At 69.0% G+C, this 14887-nt stretch carries 13 protein-coding genes; 7 read left to right on the forward strand and 6 right to left on the reverse strand.

The genetic code is table 11. The features are described from left to right. Positions 1–4 precede the first annotated feature (4 nt). Positions 5–2374, reverse strand: a complete 2370-nt coding sequence (locus ACESMN_RS03720; protein WP_373052241.1) for a DNA internalization-related competence protein ComEC/Rec2 — start codon at positions 2372–2374, stop codon at positions 5–7. A 119-nt stretch (positions 2375–2493) separates the two neighbouring features. Here ACESMN_RS03720 and ACESMN_RS03725 point away from each other — a divergent pair, with 119 nt between their 5' ends. Next, positions 2494–3069, forward strand: a complete 576-nt coding sequence (locus ACESMN_RS03725; protein ID WP_373052242.1) for a DUF2062 domain-containing protein — start codon at positions 2494–2496, stop codon at positions 3067–3069. A 72-nt stretch (positions 3070–3141) separates the two neighbouring features. Here ACESMN_RS03725 and ACESMN_RS03730 read toward each other — a convergent pair whose 3' ends face one another. Next, positions 3142–3831 carry an ABC transporter ATP-binding protein gene (locus ACESMN_RS03730; protein ID WP_373052243.1) on the reverse strand — a complete coding sequence of 230 codons (690 nt, stop codon included), beginning with the start codon at positions 3829–3831 and terminating at the stop codon, positions 3142–3144. Further along, the gene (locus tag ACESMN_RS03735; protein WP_373052244.1) at positions 3824–5074 is read right to left on the reverse strand and encodes a lipoprotein-releasing ABC transporter permease subunit; all 1251 of its coding nucleotides are present in this window, start codon (positions 5072–5074) and stop codon (positions 3824–3826) included. Before ACESMN_RS03735 ends, ACESMN_RS03730 begins: the two co-directional genes overlap by 8 nt. 154 nt (positions 5075–5228) lie before the next feature. Between ACESMN_RS03735 and ACESMN_RS03740 the strand changes: the two genes are divergently transcribed. The 6 genes from ACESMN_RS03740 to ACESMN_RS03765 all read left to right on the forward strand — a co-directional run bounded on the left by ACESMN_RS03740 (position 5229) and on the right by ACESMN_RS03765 (position 12071). Continuing rightward, positions 5229–5540 carry a hypothetical protein gene (locus ACESMN_RS03740; protein WP_373052245.1) on the forward strand — a complete coding sequence of 104 codons (312 nt, stop codon included), beginning with the start codon at positions 5229–5231 and terminating at the stop codon, positions 5538–5540. After that, positions 5537–6589, forward strand: coding sequence for an agmatine/peptidylarginine deiminase (locus ACESMN_RS03745; RefSeq protein ID WP_373052246.1), 1053 nt, complete (start codon positions 5537–5539; stop codon positions 6587–6589). The genes ACESMN_RS03740 and ACESMN_RS03745 overlap by 4 nt, the downstream gene beginning before the upstream one ends. A 61-nt stretch (positions 6590–6650) precedes the next feature. Then, positions 6651–7526, forward strand: a complete 876-nt coding sequence (locus tag ACESMN_RS03750) for a carbon-nitrogen hydrolase (protein WP_373052247.1) — start codon at positions 6651–6653, stop codon at positions 7524–7526. Between the two features lie 57 nt (positions 7527–7583). Continuing rightward, a complete protein-coding gene (locus ACESMN_RS03755; RefSeq protein WP_373052248.1) occupies positions 7584–7793 on the forward strand; it encodes a DUF2892 domain-containing protein in 210 nt (69 codons plus the stop codon). A 109-nt stretch (positions 7794–7902) separates the two neighbouring features. Then, positions 7903–11370: a transcription-repair coupling factor gene (gene mfd, locus ACESMN_RS03760; protein WP_373052249.1), complete on the forward strand. Its 3468-nt coding sequence runs from the start codon at positions 7903–7905 to the stop codon at positions 11368–11370. 11 nt (positions 11371–11381) lie between these two features. Further along, positions 11382–12071, forward strand: coding sequence for a CsiV family protein (locus ACESMN_RS03765; protein ID WP_373052250.1), 690 nt, complete (start codon positions 11382–11384; stop codon positions 12069–12071). A gap of 86 nt (positions 12072–12157) precedes the next feature. Here the strand turns inward: ACESMN_RS03765 and ACESMN_RS03770 are convergent, their stop codons facing one another. The 3 genes from ACESMN_RS03770 to ACESMN_RS03780 form a co-directional block, all read right to left on the reverse strand. Further along, on the reverse strand, positions 12158–13129 hold the full coding sequence (locus tag ACESMN_RS03770) for a S49 family peptidase (RefSeq protein WP_373052251.1): 972 nt from the start codon (positions 13127–13129) through the stop codon (positions 12158–12160). A gap of 105 nt (positions 13130–13234) precedes the next feature. After that, complete coding sequence (locus ACESMN_RS03775; RefSeq protein ID WP_373052252.1) at positions 13235–13918, reverse strand: HAD family hydrolase; 684 nt, start codon at positions 13916–13918, stop codon at positions 13235–13237. Continuing rightward, complete coding sequence (locus ACESMN_RS03780) at positions 13915–14883, reverse strand: RluA family pseudouridine synthase (protein WP_373052253.1); 969 nt, start codon at positions 14881–14883, stop codon at positions 13915–13917. Before ACESMN_RS03780 ends, ACESMN_RS03775 begins: the two co-directional genes overlap by 4 nt. Positions 14884–14887: the final 4 nt, after the last annotated feature.

Genomic DNA, 14887 nt, shown 5'->3' on the forward strand with positions numbered 1-14887 from the left:
GCGCTCATTCTACACCGGACATCCGACCGGATAGCGATGGCACGGGCCCGCCTTCGAAGGGTCGGCAGGCCGCTGGCAGCAGCGGCTCCGCAGCCACCGGCGGGTGCCAGAAACGGCGGTGCTCCACCCGGCTCCCCCGTCCGAGCCGGATGCCCTCCGGCATGGTCTCCAGCCACACCATTCCGCGCTCGCGGGTGTCGAACAGCGGCACGCACGCATCGTCGAGGCGGTCCCGGACCTCGGGCGCAGGGTGCCTGAAGCGGTTGTCGAAGCCGCTGCTGACCCAGGCAACCGCCGGCCTCGCGGCCTCCAGCAGGCCGCGTTCCAGGACGCCGGCGGCCCCGTGATGCGGGACCAGCAGCACGTCAGTGCGAAGACGGTCTCCCGCCGAGCGCACCAGCACGCTCTCCCCCAGCCCCTCGAGGTCCCCTGTCAGGAGCAGACGTCCGTGCGCTCCGCGCACCGCGAGCACGCAGGAGGCGGTGTTGCCATCGCCCCAGTGCGGGGGCGGGTGGAGGGTCTCGAAGAACACACCGTCCCATTCCCACGACAGGCCGCCCTCGCAGGCTGTCTCGGCGCGATGTGCGGTCTCGTGCCGGCTCAGCACCTCCGCCACCGGCAGACCGGCGAGCACCGCCTCCACGCCGCCGCGGTGATCCCCGTGCTCGTGGCTGACGATGACCCGGTCGACGCTGCGGACGCCCAACCGGCGCAGGGCGGGAAGCACGACGGCCGCTCCGGAATCGAAGCCGTCTTCCCAGGCGGGGCCGGCGTCGTAGAGGAGTATGTGACGGCGGGTCTGCACCACCACGGCAAGCCCCTGGCCAACGTCCAGCATCTCGGCCCGGAAGTCGCCGGGCGCCAGCCGCGGTGCCGCCGGCAGCAGCAACGGCAGACACGCGACCAGCATCCAGGGCGCGATCCGCCGCCCTCTTGGCAGCAGCGTCAGCAGCGCCCCGATGCCCGCGAGCACGGCGGCGGGCCAGGCAACCGCCATCTCGCTCACCGCGGCAGGCCACTCCACCAGCAGCGCGAGGACACGCAGCAGCAGGGCGAGCCAGGCGTCGGCCCACCAGAGCAGCGGCGCCCCGAGCGGACTCCAGACAACGGCCAGCGCCGCGCCGGCCAGAAGGAACGGCAGCACCAAAAAGCTCACCAGGGGCACCGCCACCAGGTTCGCGATCGGAGCGATCCACGACCCGAGCTGGAACCACGTCAGGCTCAGAGGCAGCAGCGCCACCGCGAGGATCACCTGGATACGCAACCATCCGTAGAGGCCGGGTTGTGTCACCCGACCCTGGAGCAACAGCAGGATCACCGCCACGGCCCCAAAGGAGAACCAGAAACCCGGGGCCAGCACGCTCGCAGGCCACAGGGCCACCACCGCCACCACAGCGGCTGCATAGACTCGCCACGAGAGCGGATCCCGCCGCGCCAGAAGGCTCGCGCTGAACAGGATCAGCATGACCAGCGCCCGCTGGGTCGGGATGCTGAAGCCGGCCAGGGCCGCATAGGCACCCGCCGCGCCAATCGCTGCGAGGGCGCCGAACCAGCGCAGCGACAACCAGCGGCGTACACGGCGCTGGCGGCGCCACGCCAGCTGCGCCAGCAGCAACGCGAATCCCGCCACCAGGCCCACGTGCAGGCCCGAGATGGCGATCAGGTGATTGGTCCCCGAATGCAGGAACAGCCGCCACTCCTCCGCCTGCATGCCGCTGCGTTCGCCGATCACCAGCGCCTCCATCACGCCGGGATGCCGGGCGTCGGGGTAAGCGGCCCGGATCGCGTCCCGTATGTCCGCCCGCAGCCGGTGCAGCGAAGCCTTGGGTACGTACTGTTCCCCGCCCCGCTCCACCCATTCCGGCTCGCCGCGCAGGCTGGCCGTCCCGTGGATGCGCTCGCGGTACAGCCACGCGGCGAAATCGAAGCCTGCGGGGTTGTGACTTCCCCGCGGCGGCCGGAGTCGCAGCCGGAGCCGCACCCGATCGCCCGCCTGCAGCCGGGGCTCGGCCGGAAAGACCGTCACCCGCAGCCGTTCGGCCAGGAACTCCGGCGGCGCGTCGATGATCCCGGTGACGCGGAGCAGGACCCGTGTGCGCCGCTCGGAATGGTCCGGAAGGTCGGTCACGACGCCGCGGACCGTGACCTCGGTGCCGGTCATCTCCAGCGGGACCGCCCGTTCGAGCCAGGCCTGCGCCTGCCCCCCGGCGAGCGACACTCCGAGCAGGAATCCTGCCGGAATGCGCAGCACCCGGACCGGCAGTGCAAGGAGGACCCCCAGCGCCGCGAGGGCCATCCACGGCCAATCGGGCAAGGCCGGAAGCAGGTGAAGGGTCAGCGACCCGCCGGTCAGGGCGGCGGCGAACGGAATCACGGTTCCCTGCCCGCGCGATCGGAAATATCATGCCGGGAGGCACTCCACGCGGCGGAGCGGTAACGCCGTCGCCTGCACAGCCGGCGATCCGCCGCGCGCAGAGACGCACCCGCCCGCCCATGTCGAAGAATCTCGTCAAGAAATGGTTCCCGGCCTACGAGTCGGTCCGGGGGCATCGCGCCCTGGAGATTCTGGGTCCGCGCCTGCGCGCGCCTGATCTGTGGCATCTGAACCGGCGCTCCGTCGCTGGTGCCTTTGCCGTGGGACTGTTCGTCGCCTTCCTGCCGATACCGATGCAGATGCTGCTGGCCGCGGTGATCGCGATCTGGGTGCGCGTCAACCTGCCGGTATCGGTCCTGCTGGTCTGGGTATCCAATCCCCTGACCATCCCCCCGATCCTGTATACAGCCTACACGATCGGTCGCTGGATTCTAGGCGAGCCCAGGCGCAGCCTGCGCGTGGAGCTGACCCTGGAGTGGGTCACCGGGGAACTGCTGACGATCTGGATGCCGCTGATGATCGGCAGTCTGGTGCTTGCCGTCGTGGCCTCGGCCAGCGGGTATGTGACGATTCGCGTCCTCTGGTGGCTCAGCGTGATCCAGCGCGTGAAGCTCAGGCGTGCCCGACTGCGCCGGCGACTGTTGAAGAGCCAGCACAACCCCTACCGGTCGAAACCCGACTCCGATCAACGGTGACCCGAGGAGCAGGGGCAGCCGCCTCCCGGACCATCGTCCTGCGCGATGGCCCGGGGCAAAGGCCCGCAACGCTCAGTCGGCCTCCGCCAGCACGCCGTCGACGAGGCGCACCGTCCGCTCCATCCGCTGCGCCAGCTCGCGGTCGTGGGTCACCAGCGCCAGCGCGCTGCCGTTGGCGCGATTCATCGCCTGCAGCAGACTGAATACCCGCTGCGCCCGTTCCCGGTCCAGATTGCCGGTCGGCTCGTCGGCCAGGATCACCGCGGGCTCGGTCACCATCGCCCGGGCGATCGCCACCCGCTGGCGCTCACCACCCGACAGCTCCGACGGCTTGTGGTCGCCCCGGTCCGCCAGATCCACCCGATGCAGCCATTCAGCCGCCTCCAGTCGGGCCTTGCGCGAGGTCTCCCCACGTATCATCAGCGGGATCGCGACATTCTCCAGTGCGGTGAACTCCGGCAGCAGGTGATGGAACTGGTACACGAAGCCGATGTGCAGGTTTCTCAGGATCCCGCGCCGCGCGTCGCTCATGCGGGCCCAATCCTGTCCCAGGATCGACACCTGTCCGGCGGTCGGCAGATCGAGGCCGCCGAGCAGCTGCAGCAGCGTACTCTTTCCGGAGCCCGACGCACCGACGATCGCGAGCTGATCACCGCGGCGGATCTGCAGATCCACGCCCCTGAGGACGCTGACGTCCAGGCTGCCTTCCCGGAAACGCCGTTCCAGGCCGCGCGCGTCGAGTACCGTTTCGCGTTCACTCATAGCGCAGGGCCTCGGCCGGGCGGGTCCGCGCCGCGCGCCAGGCCGGGAACAGGGTCGCCAGCAGCGTCAGCCCGAAGGCGAGCCCGCTGATCCGGATTACATCCTGAACGCGAAGTTCGCTTGGCAAGTCGCTGATGTAATAAACATCCGCAGCCAGGAATTCCGTGCCTGTCAGGCGCTCGACGAAGGGCACGACCACGTCGATGTTCAGCGCCAGACTGACGCCCCCGATCACCCCCAGCAATACCCCGACGGCCCCGATCACCACGCCCTGGACGATGAAGACCAGCATCACCGCGGAGGGCCTGAGCCCCAGGGTCCGCAGGATCGCAATGTCCGGCTGCTTGTCGGTGACGAGCATCACCAGCGTCGAGACGATATTGAAGGCCGCGACCGCCACGATCAGCGACAGGATGATGAACATCACCACCTTCTCCATCTGGATTGCGCGGAAGAGGTTGGCGTGCTGCCGGGTCCAGTCCGAAACCCGGAACAGGCCATCGAGGGACTGCGCCACGTCGCGGCTGACCGCTCCGGCCTGCATCATGTCCGTCAGCCGCAACCGGAGCCCGGTCACCCCCTCCCCCGTCTGAAAGATCGCCCGGGCGTCGTCCAGCTGGATGAAGGCGGTGCCCCGGTCGAACTCGTACATGCCGACCTCGAAGACACCCGCAACCGTAAAACGCCGCATGCGCGGCAATACCCCGGCGGGCGTCACCACGGCCTGCGGCGCCATCAGCACCACCGTATCGCCGACCCGGACGCCCAGCTCGAGGGCGAGCTCGCTGCCCAGCACCACCCGGAACGCCCCTTCCTCGAGCGCGTCGAGGTCTCCACGCACCATGTGCTCACCGATCCGGCCGACCTGCCGCTCCGCCTCCGGATCGATGCCGCGCACCAGCGCTCCGGAGATGTTGCCCAAGGCACTGAACATCGCCTCGCCGGCGACATAGGGCGCGACCGCCTCCACCCGCGGATCGGCCGCTTCCACCTGGCGGGAGAGCGTCGTCCAGTCGCGCAGCGCGCCGTCGTAGGCCTGAATGGTCGCATGCGAGGCCATGCCCAGGATGCGTTCGCGCAGCTCGCGCTCGAACCCGTTCATCACGGAGAGCACGGTGATCAGCGCGGTCACGCCCAGCACAAGCCCGATCATCGACACGACCGAGATGAAGGAAATGAAGTGGTTGCGCCGCTTCGCCCGCGTGTAACGCAGGCCAATGGCGACCGGCAGGGGCTTGAACATGCGGGAATCATGCCAGAGAGGCCGCCGGGGCGCACGGACTCCCCCCGCCCTCGCCGGCAACGCCCCGTGACCTGCAGCTATCCTCTCGCGCCGCGGCCAATGCTATGATTCCACGAGATCGTCGATTAGGAGAGTGCGCATGCACCGGAGAACGATGGCACGTTGGATGCTGACCGCTCTGCTGGCCCTGCTGGTGGCGGCCCCTGCCCACGCCGAAATCCTGCGGATTGAACCTGGCGTGTACTCCGTGATTCAGGAGCCCAGTCTGCCGGTACGCGGCCAGCACCAGAGTCACGTGGTGGCGCGCTACGGGCAGCCCCTGGAGCGCCACGCCACCGTCGGAGGCAACCGACCGCTGCACCCGCCGATCACGCGCTGGGACTACGACGGCTTCTCGGTCGTGTTCGAGGGTCCCCTGGTGCTCCACAGTGTGATACATGGTCCGCACACACCGCCGCCGCGGTGAATCCGGCACCCGGCGCAACACGCCGCCTGCCCGCCGAGTGGGAGCCGCAGAGCGGGGTTCAGATCACCTGGCCCCACGCCGGAACCGACTGGGGTCCGCGCCTCGAGACGGTCGAGCCCGTGTTCGCCGCGATCGCTGCCGCGATCACCCGGCGCGAATCCCTCCTGGTCGTCTGTCAGGGCGCCGATCATCAACGCCATGTCCACGCTCACCTGGCCCGCTCCGGCGCGGATCTCGCGCGGGTGCAGACCGGCATCGCGCCTGCTGACGACACCTGGGCCCGGGACCACGGCCCGATCACGGTGATCGAGCACGGCCAGCCGAGGCTGCTCGACTTCGAGTTCAATGGCTGGGGCCGCAAGTTCCCCTCCGATCGTGACAATCTCCTGACGCGGAACCTGGCCGAGCAGGGCTGCTTCGGCGGCACGCCCGTGGAGCCGGTCGACCTGGTGCTCGAGGGCGGCAGCATCGAGTCCGATGGCACCGGCACGATCCTCACCACCAGCCGATGCCTGCTGACACCCACGCGCAACCCGGGTCGGTCCCGCGAGGCGATCGAACGGCAGCTGCGCGCAGAACTCGGGGCCGAACGGATACTCTGGCTGGAACACGGCCACCTCGAGGGCGACGATACCGACGGCCACATCGACACCCTGGCCCGCTTCTGCGACCCGGCGACCATCGCCCATGCCCACTGCGGAGATGCGGACGATCCCCAGCACGCGGAACTGGCACTGATGGCGGACGAACTCGGAAGACTGCGCACGGCCCAGGGCACACCCTATGCGCTGGTTCCGCTGCCGCTTCCGGCCGGGATTCACGCGGACGGTCAGCGGCTGCCCGCAACCTACGCCAACTTTCTGGTGCTCAACGAGGCGGTGCTGGTACCCATCTACGGGGACCCGGCCGACACGGTCGCGCTGGAGCGGCTCGGTGCCGCATTCGCCGACCGCAGCGTAACCGGCATCGACTGCCGTGAACTGATCCGGCAGGGTGGCAGTCTCCATTGCCTGACCATGCAGTTCCCGTTCGGCGTGCTCCCGCAATGACGATCATCGCAAGACATCGCACGCGGTCTTCACCTGACGAGGTTCCGGCGGCCCATCCCCCATGCAAGTCGCACTGATCCAGCATCGCAACGCCATCGATCGCGCAACCAGCCTTGCGGAGACCGCTGCCGCGGTGGCGGAGGCCGCCCGGGGCGGGGCACAGCTTGTGGTGCTGGCCGAACTCCACACCGGCCCCTACTTCTGCCAGGTGGAGGCACCCGCCGAATTCGACCGCGCCGAGCCGATCCCGGGGCCCTCTACCGCGGCGCTCGGGGCGATGGCCCGGGAGCACCGCGTGGTGCTGGTCGGCTCGCTGTTCGAATATCGCGCGCCGGGCCTCTATCACAATACCGCCGTTGTCCTGGAACGCGATGGCGGGATCGTCGGCCGCTACCGCAAGATGCACATTCCGGACGACCCGGGCTACTACGAGAAGTACTACTTCACACCGGGCGACACCGGCTTCAACCCGGTCGACACCTCGCTCGGGCGGCTCGGCGTGCTGGTCTGCTGGGACCAGTGGTATCCGGAGGCGGCCCGCCTGATGGCCCTGGCCGGCGCGGAGGTGCTGATCTATCCGACGGCGATCGGCTGGGATCCGGCTGACACCCAGGCCGAGCAGGAGCGCCAGCGGGACGCCTGGATCACCGTCCAGCGCGGCCACGCGGTAGCAAACAACCTGCCGGTGCTCGCCTGCAACCGCACCGGCTTCGAGCCGGACCCCTCCGGCGCGTCGGCGGGCGCCGAGTTCTGGGGCTCGAGCTTCGTCGCGGGTCCGCAGGGGGAGCTGCTGGCCCGGGCCGGCAGCGAGACCGCCGAGATCCTGCGGGCCGAGATCGATCCCTCGCGCACCGAGCGGGTACGCCGCCAGTGGCCCTTCCTGCGCGACCGGCGCATCGATGCCTACGAGGGCCTGCTGCGCCGTTACATCGACTGAACCCGGCGGGGGCACGAGGATCCAAAGCACCCCAACCACTCCAAGGAGGCACCCGCCATGGACCTGAGCCCCACCACCAACGTCGGCAACATCGACCGCGTGCTGCGTATCGTCGTCGGACTTGTCCTGCTGTCACTGGTCTTCATCGGACCCCAGACCCTGTGGGGCCTGATCGGCCTCGTCCCGCTCGTGACCGGCCTCTTCCGCTGGTGCCCCGTCTACAGCCTGCTGGGGATGAATTCCTGCAGCACTGCCCCCAGGACCTGAAACCGAGGTCAGGTTCCGCCATCCGGCAGGGATGCCGGGCGGCGGGATGTTCGGTCTTTCGGCGCGCGGCCGGTATACTGGCGCGCCACCACCCATGCGCGATCCCAACATGCCTGACGCCGCCCGAGACCCGCTGAACCCGGGGCGTCTCCCCTCTTCCGGATTCGAGACCTGGACCGACCTCGGCTTTACCGCCGCGGTGCTCGCCCTGTCGCGGGCCGCCCGGCGCTTCGACCACCCGCTGCTGGTGGTGACGGAGAGCAATGAGGCGGCAGACCAGCTGGCCCTGGAATGGTCGTTCTTCGCCGCGGACAGCGAGTTGCCCGTGTTGCGTCTGCCCGACTGGGAGACCCTGCCCTTCGACGTGTTTTCGCCGCACGAAGACATCGTCTCCGAGCGCCTGCGTACCCTCTACCGTCTGCCGTCCCTGCAGCGCGGACTGGTCATCGTGCCGGTAGCCACGCTGATGCAGCGCCTGCCGCCCCGCCAGTGGCTGATGGGCAATTGCCTGGTACTGAAGGTTGGCCAGCGGCTCGACCGGATGCAGCTGCGCGAAGCCCTTGCCGACGCCGGATATGCGCCGGTGCAGCAGGTGCTCACCCATGGCGAGTTCGCGATGCGCGGCGAGATCCTGGACGTCTTCCCGATGGGTGCGGAGAATCCCGTCAGGGTCGAATTCCTTGACGACGAGGTCGATTCCCTGCGCCACTTCGACCCCGAGTCGCAGCGCTCGACCGGACGCGTGGAGGCGCTGGAGATCCTGCCGGGCCACGAGTTTCCGCTGAATCCCGAGTCGGTGAAGGCCTTTCGCGGGCGCTACCGGGCCCGCTTCGCGGGCGATCCCTCCCGGCACGCGGTGTACCGTGATGTCAGCGAGGGACTCGCCCCGGCCGGGGTCGAGTCCTACCTGCCACTCTTTTTCGAACGGCTCGACGACCTCTTCGACTACTGCATCGATGCCCGGCTGGTCCAGTTCGGTGACATCGAGGGGGCCGCTTCCCGCTTTGCCGCGGAGGTCGCGTCCCGCCATGAGCAGCTGCGGCACCAGGTCGACCGTCCGCTGCTGCCGCCGGAGGAGCTCTACCTGGACGCCGGCCATCTCGTCGAGGCCCTCGGCGGCCGGTCCGGGATCGCCCTGGGTCCGAACGCCGCGCCGCTGCCGGCTGATCGCGGCAAGCGGGTAGCATTCCGGCGGGACCCGCTGCCCGAGCTCGGCATCCAGCACGGCCGGCCTGAATCCACGGAACGTCTGCACGGCTTCCTGCGCGGACCCCAGCGCGTGCTTCTGACCGCGGAGTCCGCCGGAAGGCGCGAGGCCCTGGCGACGCTCCTGCGCGAGCAGGACATCGACGCCCAGCCGGTGACGGACTGGACGGCATTCCTGTCCGGGGATGCACCGACAATGCTCACGGTCGCCGCGCTGTCCGAAGGCTTCCAGCTGCCGGGGGAGATCGCGGTGGTGCCGGAGGCCGCGCTGTTCGGGCTTCGCGCGATGCAGTCGCGGCGCCGGTCCCGTCCGACCCGGGATGCGGATGCGGTGATCCAGAACCTCGGCGACCTCCATGTCGGCGCGCCGGTGGTGCACGAGGAAAACGGCGTCGGGCGCTATCTCGGGCTGCAGACCCTGACCATCGGTGGTCAGCCGGGAGAATTTCTGGCGCTGGAATACGCCGATCAGGCCAGGCTCTACGTACCCGTCTCCTCGCTGCACCTGATCAGCCGCTACACCGGGGCCGACAGTGACCACGCTCCCCTGCATCGGCTGGGCAGCGAACAGTGGGCACGGGCACGGCGCAAGGCCGCGGAGAAGGCGCGCGACGTGGCGGCTGAGCTGCTGGAGATCCACGCACGCCGTGCGGCCCGCGAGGGAACGTCCTTCGAGATCGAGACGCCCGACTACCATGCCTTCGCGGCCGCCTTTCCGTTCGAGGAGACGGCGGACCAGGCACAGGCGATCACGGCCGTGCTCGCGGACATGGCGGCTACCCAGCCGATGGACCGCGTGGTCTGCGGCGACGTCGGCTTCGGCAAGACCGAAGTCGCGATGCGTGCGGCCTTCGTCGCGGTGCAGAACCACCGGCAGGTGGTGGTGCTGGTTCCGACCACCCTGCTCGCCCAGCAGCACCACCAGAACTTCAGTGACCGCTTCGCGGACTGGCCGGTACGGATCGAGTCCCTTTCGCGCTTCCGCAGCGCCCGCGACCAGGCCGCCGTGCTCCAGGGCCTGGCCGAGGGCAGGATCGATATCGTGATCGGCACGCACAAGCTGCTCCAGGGTGGACTGGAGTTCAGCAATCTGGGACTGGTGATCGTGGACGAGGAACAGCGTTTCGGCGTTCGCCACAAGGAGGCGCTGAAGCGGCTGCGCGCCGAGGTGGACATGCTCACCCTCACCGCGACACCGATCCCGCGCACGCTGAACATGGCGCTGGCCGGTCTGCGCGATCTGTCGATCATCGCCACGCCCCCGCGCGAGCGGCTCGCGATCAAGACCTTCGTCAGCGAATGGAACGACGCGGTGATCCAGGAGGCCTGCCTGCGCGAGATGCGCCGCGGCGGCCAGGTCTACTTCCTGCACAACGAGGTCGAGACCATCGCCCGCACCGCGAGCCGGGTGCAGGAACTGCTGCCTGGCGCCCGCGTCGGCATTGCGCACGGCCAGATGCGGGAGCGCGAGCTCGAGCAGGTGATGCTCGACTTCTACCACCGTCGCTTCAACATCCTGGTCTGCACCACCATCATCGAGACAGGCATCGACGTGCCGACCGCGAACACCATCATCATGAACCGAGCGGACCGGCTGGGACTGGCGCAGATGCACCAGCTGCGCGGCCGCGTCGGCCGATCCCACCATCGGGCCTACGCCTACCTGCTGACACCACCGCCGAAGGCGATGACCGCCGATGCCCGCAAACGGCTCGAGGCCATCTCCGAGCTTGAGGATCTCGGTGTCGGTTTCACACTGGCGAGCCATGACCTCGAGATCCGGGGGGCCGGCGAACTGCTGGGCGCGGAACAGAGCGGCCAGATCCAGGAGGTCGGTTTCACCCTGTACAACGACCTGCTGAACCGGGCGGTGAATGCCCTGCGCTCCGGACATATGCCGGACGCGGAGACCGCGACAACCACCACAGAGGTGGAACCGGGGTTGCCGGCGCTGCTTCCCGAGGACTATGTCCCCGACGTACACACCCGCCTGATCCTGTACAAGCGCCTCGCGAGTGCGCCTGACACCACCGCCCTGCGCGACCTGGAGGTGGAGCTGATCGATCGCTTCGGTCTGCTGCCCGATCCCGCCCGGGCCCTCATGGCCGCGACCCGGCTGCGACTGCGGCTGCTGCCGCTCGGCATCCGCAAGCTGGAACTCGGACCCGGCGGCGGACGCCTCCTCTTCGGCCGGCAACCCCGTGTCGATGTCGGAGCGATGGTGCGGCTGGTACAGTCGGACCCCGGGCATTACCGGCTCGACGGGGAGAAGGCCTTCCGCTTTCACGCCGACATCGAGACCCTGGAGGCCCGCGTCTCCGCGGTGGAACAGCTGCTGAACCAGATCGCGCCCGAGCGCCAGGCCGCATGAGGAAGGAAAAGATGCCCATGAACCCGAGCCCCCGAAGACGATTCCTGTCCCGCGTCGCCGCCCTTCCGCTGCTCGCGCTGTTGCCCGGCCCAGGCGCGACCCAGGTGGGCCGCCGCTACCGGATCGAGCTGGTGATCTTCGAGCACCTGGGTCCGGAGAGCCGGGCCTTCATGGATGCCGTCGCCCGGTCAATGGCTCCCGACCTGTCCGGGTTCGCCATTGGCGAGGGGCCGATTCGACCGTCGATGGACGGATTCGAACTCGAGAACGTCGCCTCGCGCATCGAGCGCTCGGGACAGGGGCGCGTGCTGGCCCGCCTCGCCTGGGATCAGGTCGGTCGGGGCTACCAGGCCACCCCCTGGATCCAGGTGCAGGAGGGTCGGTACCTCGGACTCAGGGCTCCCGAGGGGCAGGAACGGCAGGATGACGGGGGAACGGCGGTGGCAGCCGGTCTCCGCGCCCTCGCCGCCGGGACCGAGCGCTACGAACTCGAGGGCCGGCTACGGGTCTGGGTCGGCCGGTTCCTGCATCTCGAGACCGATCTGATCTTCCACGCGACCCAGGCGGTCGCCATCGATCCCGACGCATACCCGGCGGTGCCAGTACGCGGCAGCCAGCGCATGAACTCCGGCGAAGAGCTCTTCTATCTGGACCACCCGGCGGTCGGCATCATCGCCCGAGTTACGCGCATCGACGACTGACGTCCCACGGTTCCCGGTGCTGGCCGGCCGGGCCGAATGCGTCCCCGCGCCGGTGGGCCCGGTGCGCCTGGTGCACCTCGCAGCGCTCAACGCCACTGCGGGGTGTTCTGCCAGTCCAGGATGCGATTTCCGATCGCGACCCCGAAGTCTTCCAGCAACAGCTCCAGCGCGGTGCGCTTGGGTTCGAACAGGACCATCCGCTCGATGCCGATCACCTCGTGGGCCACGAAGCGGTCATCGCCCAGACCGTCGATGAGCCCCAGGTCCAGCGCCTCGACCCCGGTCCAGACCAGGCCGCTGAAGATGTCCTCCTGCTGCTCATCCAGGCGATCGCCGCGGCCCTCGCGCACGACACTGATGAACTGCTCGTGGATCTGCCCGATGAGGTTCTCCACGTGCGCCACCTCCTCGTCCTGCAGCGGCAGGAAGGGATCCAGCAGGCCCTTGTTCTCGCCGGCAGTGAACAGGCGTCGTTCGACCCCCCAGCTATCCATCAGGTCAACCAGCCCGAAGCTGTCCAGGCGAACGCCGATCGAGCCGACGATGCTGCCCTTGTCGGCGTAGATCTCGTCGGCGGCCACCGCGATGTAGTAGGCGCCGGATGCGCCCGCGTCGGCGATCACCGCGTAAACGGGAATCTCCTCGTGCGACTCGCGCAGGCGCCGGATCTCGTCGTGGATCAGACCGGCCTGCACCGGGCTGCCACCCCCGCTGTTGATCCGCAGCATCACCGCGGAGGTCTCGTCCTGCTCGAAGGCCTCGCGCAGCGTCTTGTTGATGTCCTCGGCATTCGCCGTTGACGCACTGGCGATCAGCCCCTCGATGTCAATGACGGCTACGTGCTCCTGCGGCTCCTTGTCCCCGCCGAACAGCTCGGAAAGTCCCAGATCCCCGCCCCATACGAGAAACAGCAGGGCAAACAGGTAGGCGAGCAGCAGCAGCTTGAGGAATATGCCCCAGCGCCGCGCCCGCCGCTGCTCCGTCACCTGCGCAAGCAGCAGCTTTTCCAGCGTCTCCCGTTCCCAGTTCGATTGTTCTTCCGGATTTGAATTGGCCATGAATCCTTCCTGATTGCGTTGCTGAACAGCCGGACATGCCGGCGTGACGGGTGCGGGCCCGGCTCGCGCCGGACATCGCAAGGGACCCTGGAGCGCCCCGGAAATTCAGGTGGGGCGTCGCCCCGGCTCCAGCAGGGGCGGGATCTCGGAGAGCTCGTCAATCAGCGCTGCGGCTCCGCTGCGCCGCAGACGATATCTGTCGTGTGCCCCGTGGGTGATTCCCACCCCCAGTACCCTGAGGCTCCGGGCCATCAGGAGATCGTAGGCGCTGTCACCGATCATCACCGCATCCCGGCGATCAACCCCCAGACGATCGAGCAGGTGCGCCAGCATGCCCGGATGCGGCTTGGACGGGTGCTCGTCGGCGGTGACCGTCGCGTCGAAGTAGCCGCCCAGTCCGCTGACCGCCAGCGCCTCGTCCAGGCCGCGGCGCGACTTCCCGGTAGCCACTGCCAGCAGAAACCCGCGCTCGGCGAGGATCCGCAGAGTGGCCTCGGCATCGGGATACAGCGGCGTCGGTGTGGTGTCCCGTTCCAGATAATGTGCGCGATAGGCGCGCGTGAGTTCTCTCATGAAGACTTCATCCGCCCCCGGGTAGAGGTCCTCCGTGGCCTGCTGCACGCCGAGCCCGATGATGTCCCTGAGCTGCGCATCGCTCCGGGACTCGGCACCGATCTCCTCGATCGCGAGGTGGAGGCAGCGCACGATGCGCGCGATCGAGTCGATCAGCGTCCCGTCCCAGTCGAAGGCGACCAGCGCCAGCGCATCCGATCGCGTGCGCGGGATCATCGGCCGCCCTCCGCGAGGGTCTGCAGCACATCCTGCAGGTCGTCCGGCAGGGGCGCGGAGTAGAGCCGCTCCTCTCCCTGCCAGTCGGGAAAGCGGATCGACTGGGCGTGCAGGAACATGCGCTGCAGTCCCGCGGCCCGCGCCGTCCGGTTGGCCTCCGGGTTTCCGTAGTCGTGATCGCCTGCGACCGGGTGCCCCAGTGCCCCTCCGTGGACCCGTATCTGATGGGTTCTCCCGGTGCCGATATCGACCGCCACCAGCGTGAACTGTCCGTACGGCTCCACCGGCGTGAACAGGCTGATGGCGGATCGCGCGGTGGCGGCATCGGACTGTGCCACCGCCCGCATGCGTCTGCGGCCGGTGCCGTCCCGTTCCTGAGCGATCGGCAGATCGCAGCGTCGCGGCGGACCCTGCCAGCGTCCGGCCACCAGCGCGAGGTAGCGCTTGGCCACGTGCCCGGCGCGCAGGGCCTCGTGAAAGGCCTGCAGTCCGCGCCGGCTCTTGGTGAGCACGAGGCACCCGCTGGTCTCGCGATCCAGCCGGTGGCCCAGTTCCAGCGGTTCCCCCGGGCGCAGGAGGCGTGCGGCCTCGATGATGCCAAACGACAACCCGCTACCGCCGTGTACCGCCAGGCCGGCGGGTTTGTCCAGCACCAGGTAGTCGTCGTCCTCGTGGATGATCCCGGCTCGCAGAAGGCGCAGCACCCCATCCGGGACGTGCACCGGCGTCTCGGCACCACCATCGGCGGGACGATCCAGGGGAGGCACCCGGATCTCGTCCCCGCCAGACACCCGGCGCTCGACCCGGACCCGGCGCCCGTTCACCCGGATGGCCCCCTTGCGCACCAGTCGGTAGACCAGGCTGCGGGGAACGCCCTTCAGCTGCCGCAGCAGGAAGTTGTCCAGCCGCTGACCCTCTGCCACGGCGGGAACACTCAGGAGGATGGGACCGGAAGGCTTGGCCATCGCA

The sequence above is a fragment of the Thioalkalivibrio sp. genome, assembly GCF_041690275.1.
Classification (GTDB): domain Bacteria; phylum Pseudomonadota; class Gammaproteobacteria; order Ectothiorhodospirales; family Ectothiorhodospiraceae; genus Thioalkalivibrio.

Excerpts from the sequence above, each read along its gene's own strand:
- ACESMN_RS03735 (WP_373052244.1), bottom strand. The coding sequence starts at position 5,074 with ATGTTCAAGCCCCTGCCGGTCGCCATTGGCCTGCGTTACACGCGGGCG.
- ACESMN_RS03775 (WP_373052252.1), bottom strand. The coding sequence starts at position 13,918 with ATGATCCCGCGCACGCGATCGGATGCGCTGGCGCTGGTCGCCTTCGAC.
- ACESMN_RS03765 (WP_373052250.1), top strand. The coding sequence starts at position 11,382 with ATGCCCATGAACCCGAGCCCCCGAAGACGATTCCTGTCCCGCGTCGCC.
- ACESMN_RS03770 (WP_373052251.1), bottom strand. The coding sequence starts at position 13,129 with ATGGCCAATTCAAATCCGGAAGAACAATCGAACTGGGAACGGGAGACG.
- ACESMN_RS03740 (WP_373052245.1), top strand. The coding sequence starts at position 5,229 with ATGGCACGTTGGATGCTGACCGCTCTGCTGGCCCTGCTGGTGGCGGCC.
- ACESMN_RS03725 (WP_373052242.1), top strand. The coding sequence starts at position 2,494 with ATGTCGAAGAATCTCGTCAAGAAATGGTTCCCGGCCTACGAGTCGGTC.
- mfd (WP_373052249.1), top strand. The coding sequence starts at position 7,903 with ATGCCTGACGCCGCCCGAGACCCGCTGAACCCGGGGCGTCTCCCCTCT.
- ACESMN_RS03780 (WP_373052253.1), bottom strand. The coding sequence starts at position 14,883 with ATGGCCAAGCCTTCCGGTCCCATCCTCCTGAGTGTTCCCGCCGTGGCA.
- ACESMN_RS03750 (WP_373052247.1), top strand. The coding sequence starts at position 6,651 with ATGCAAGTCGCACTGATCCAGCATCGCAACGCCATCGATCGCGCAACC.
- ACESMN_RS03730 (WP_373052243.1), bottom strand. The coding sequence starts at position 3,831 with ATGAGTGAACGCGAAACGGTACTCGACGCGCGCGGCCTGGAACGGCGT.
- ACESMN_RS03755 (WP_373052248.1), top strand. The coding sequence starts at position 7,584 with ATGGACCTGAGCCCCACCACCAACGTCGGCAACATCGACCGCGTGCTG.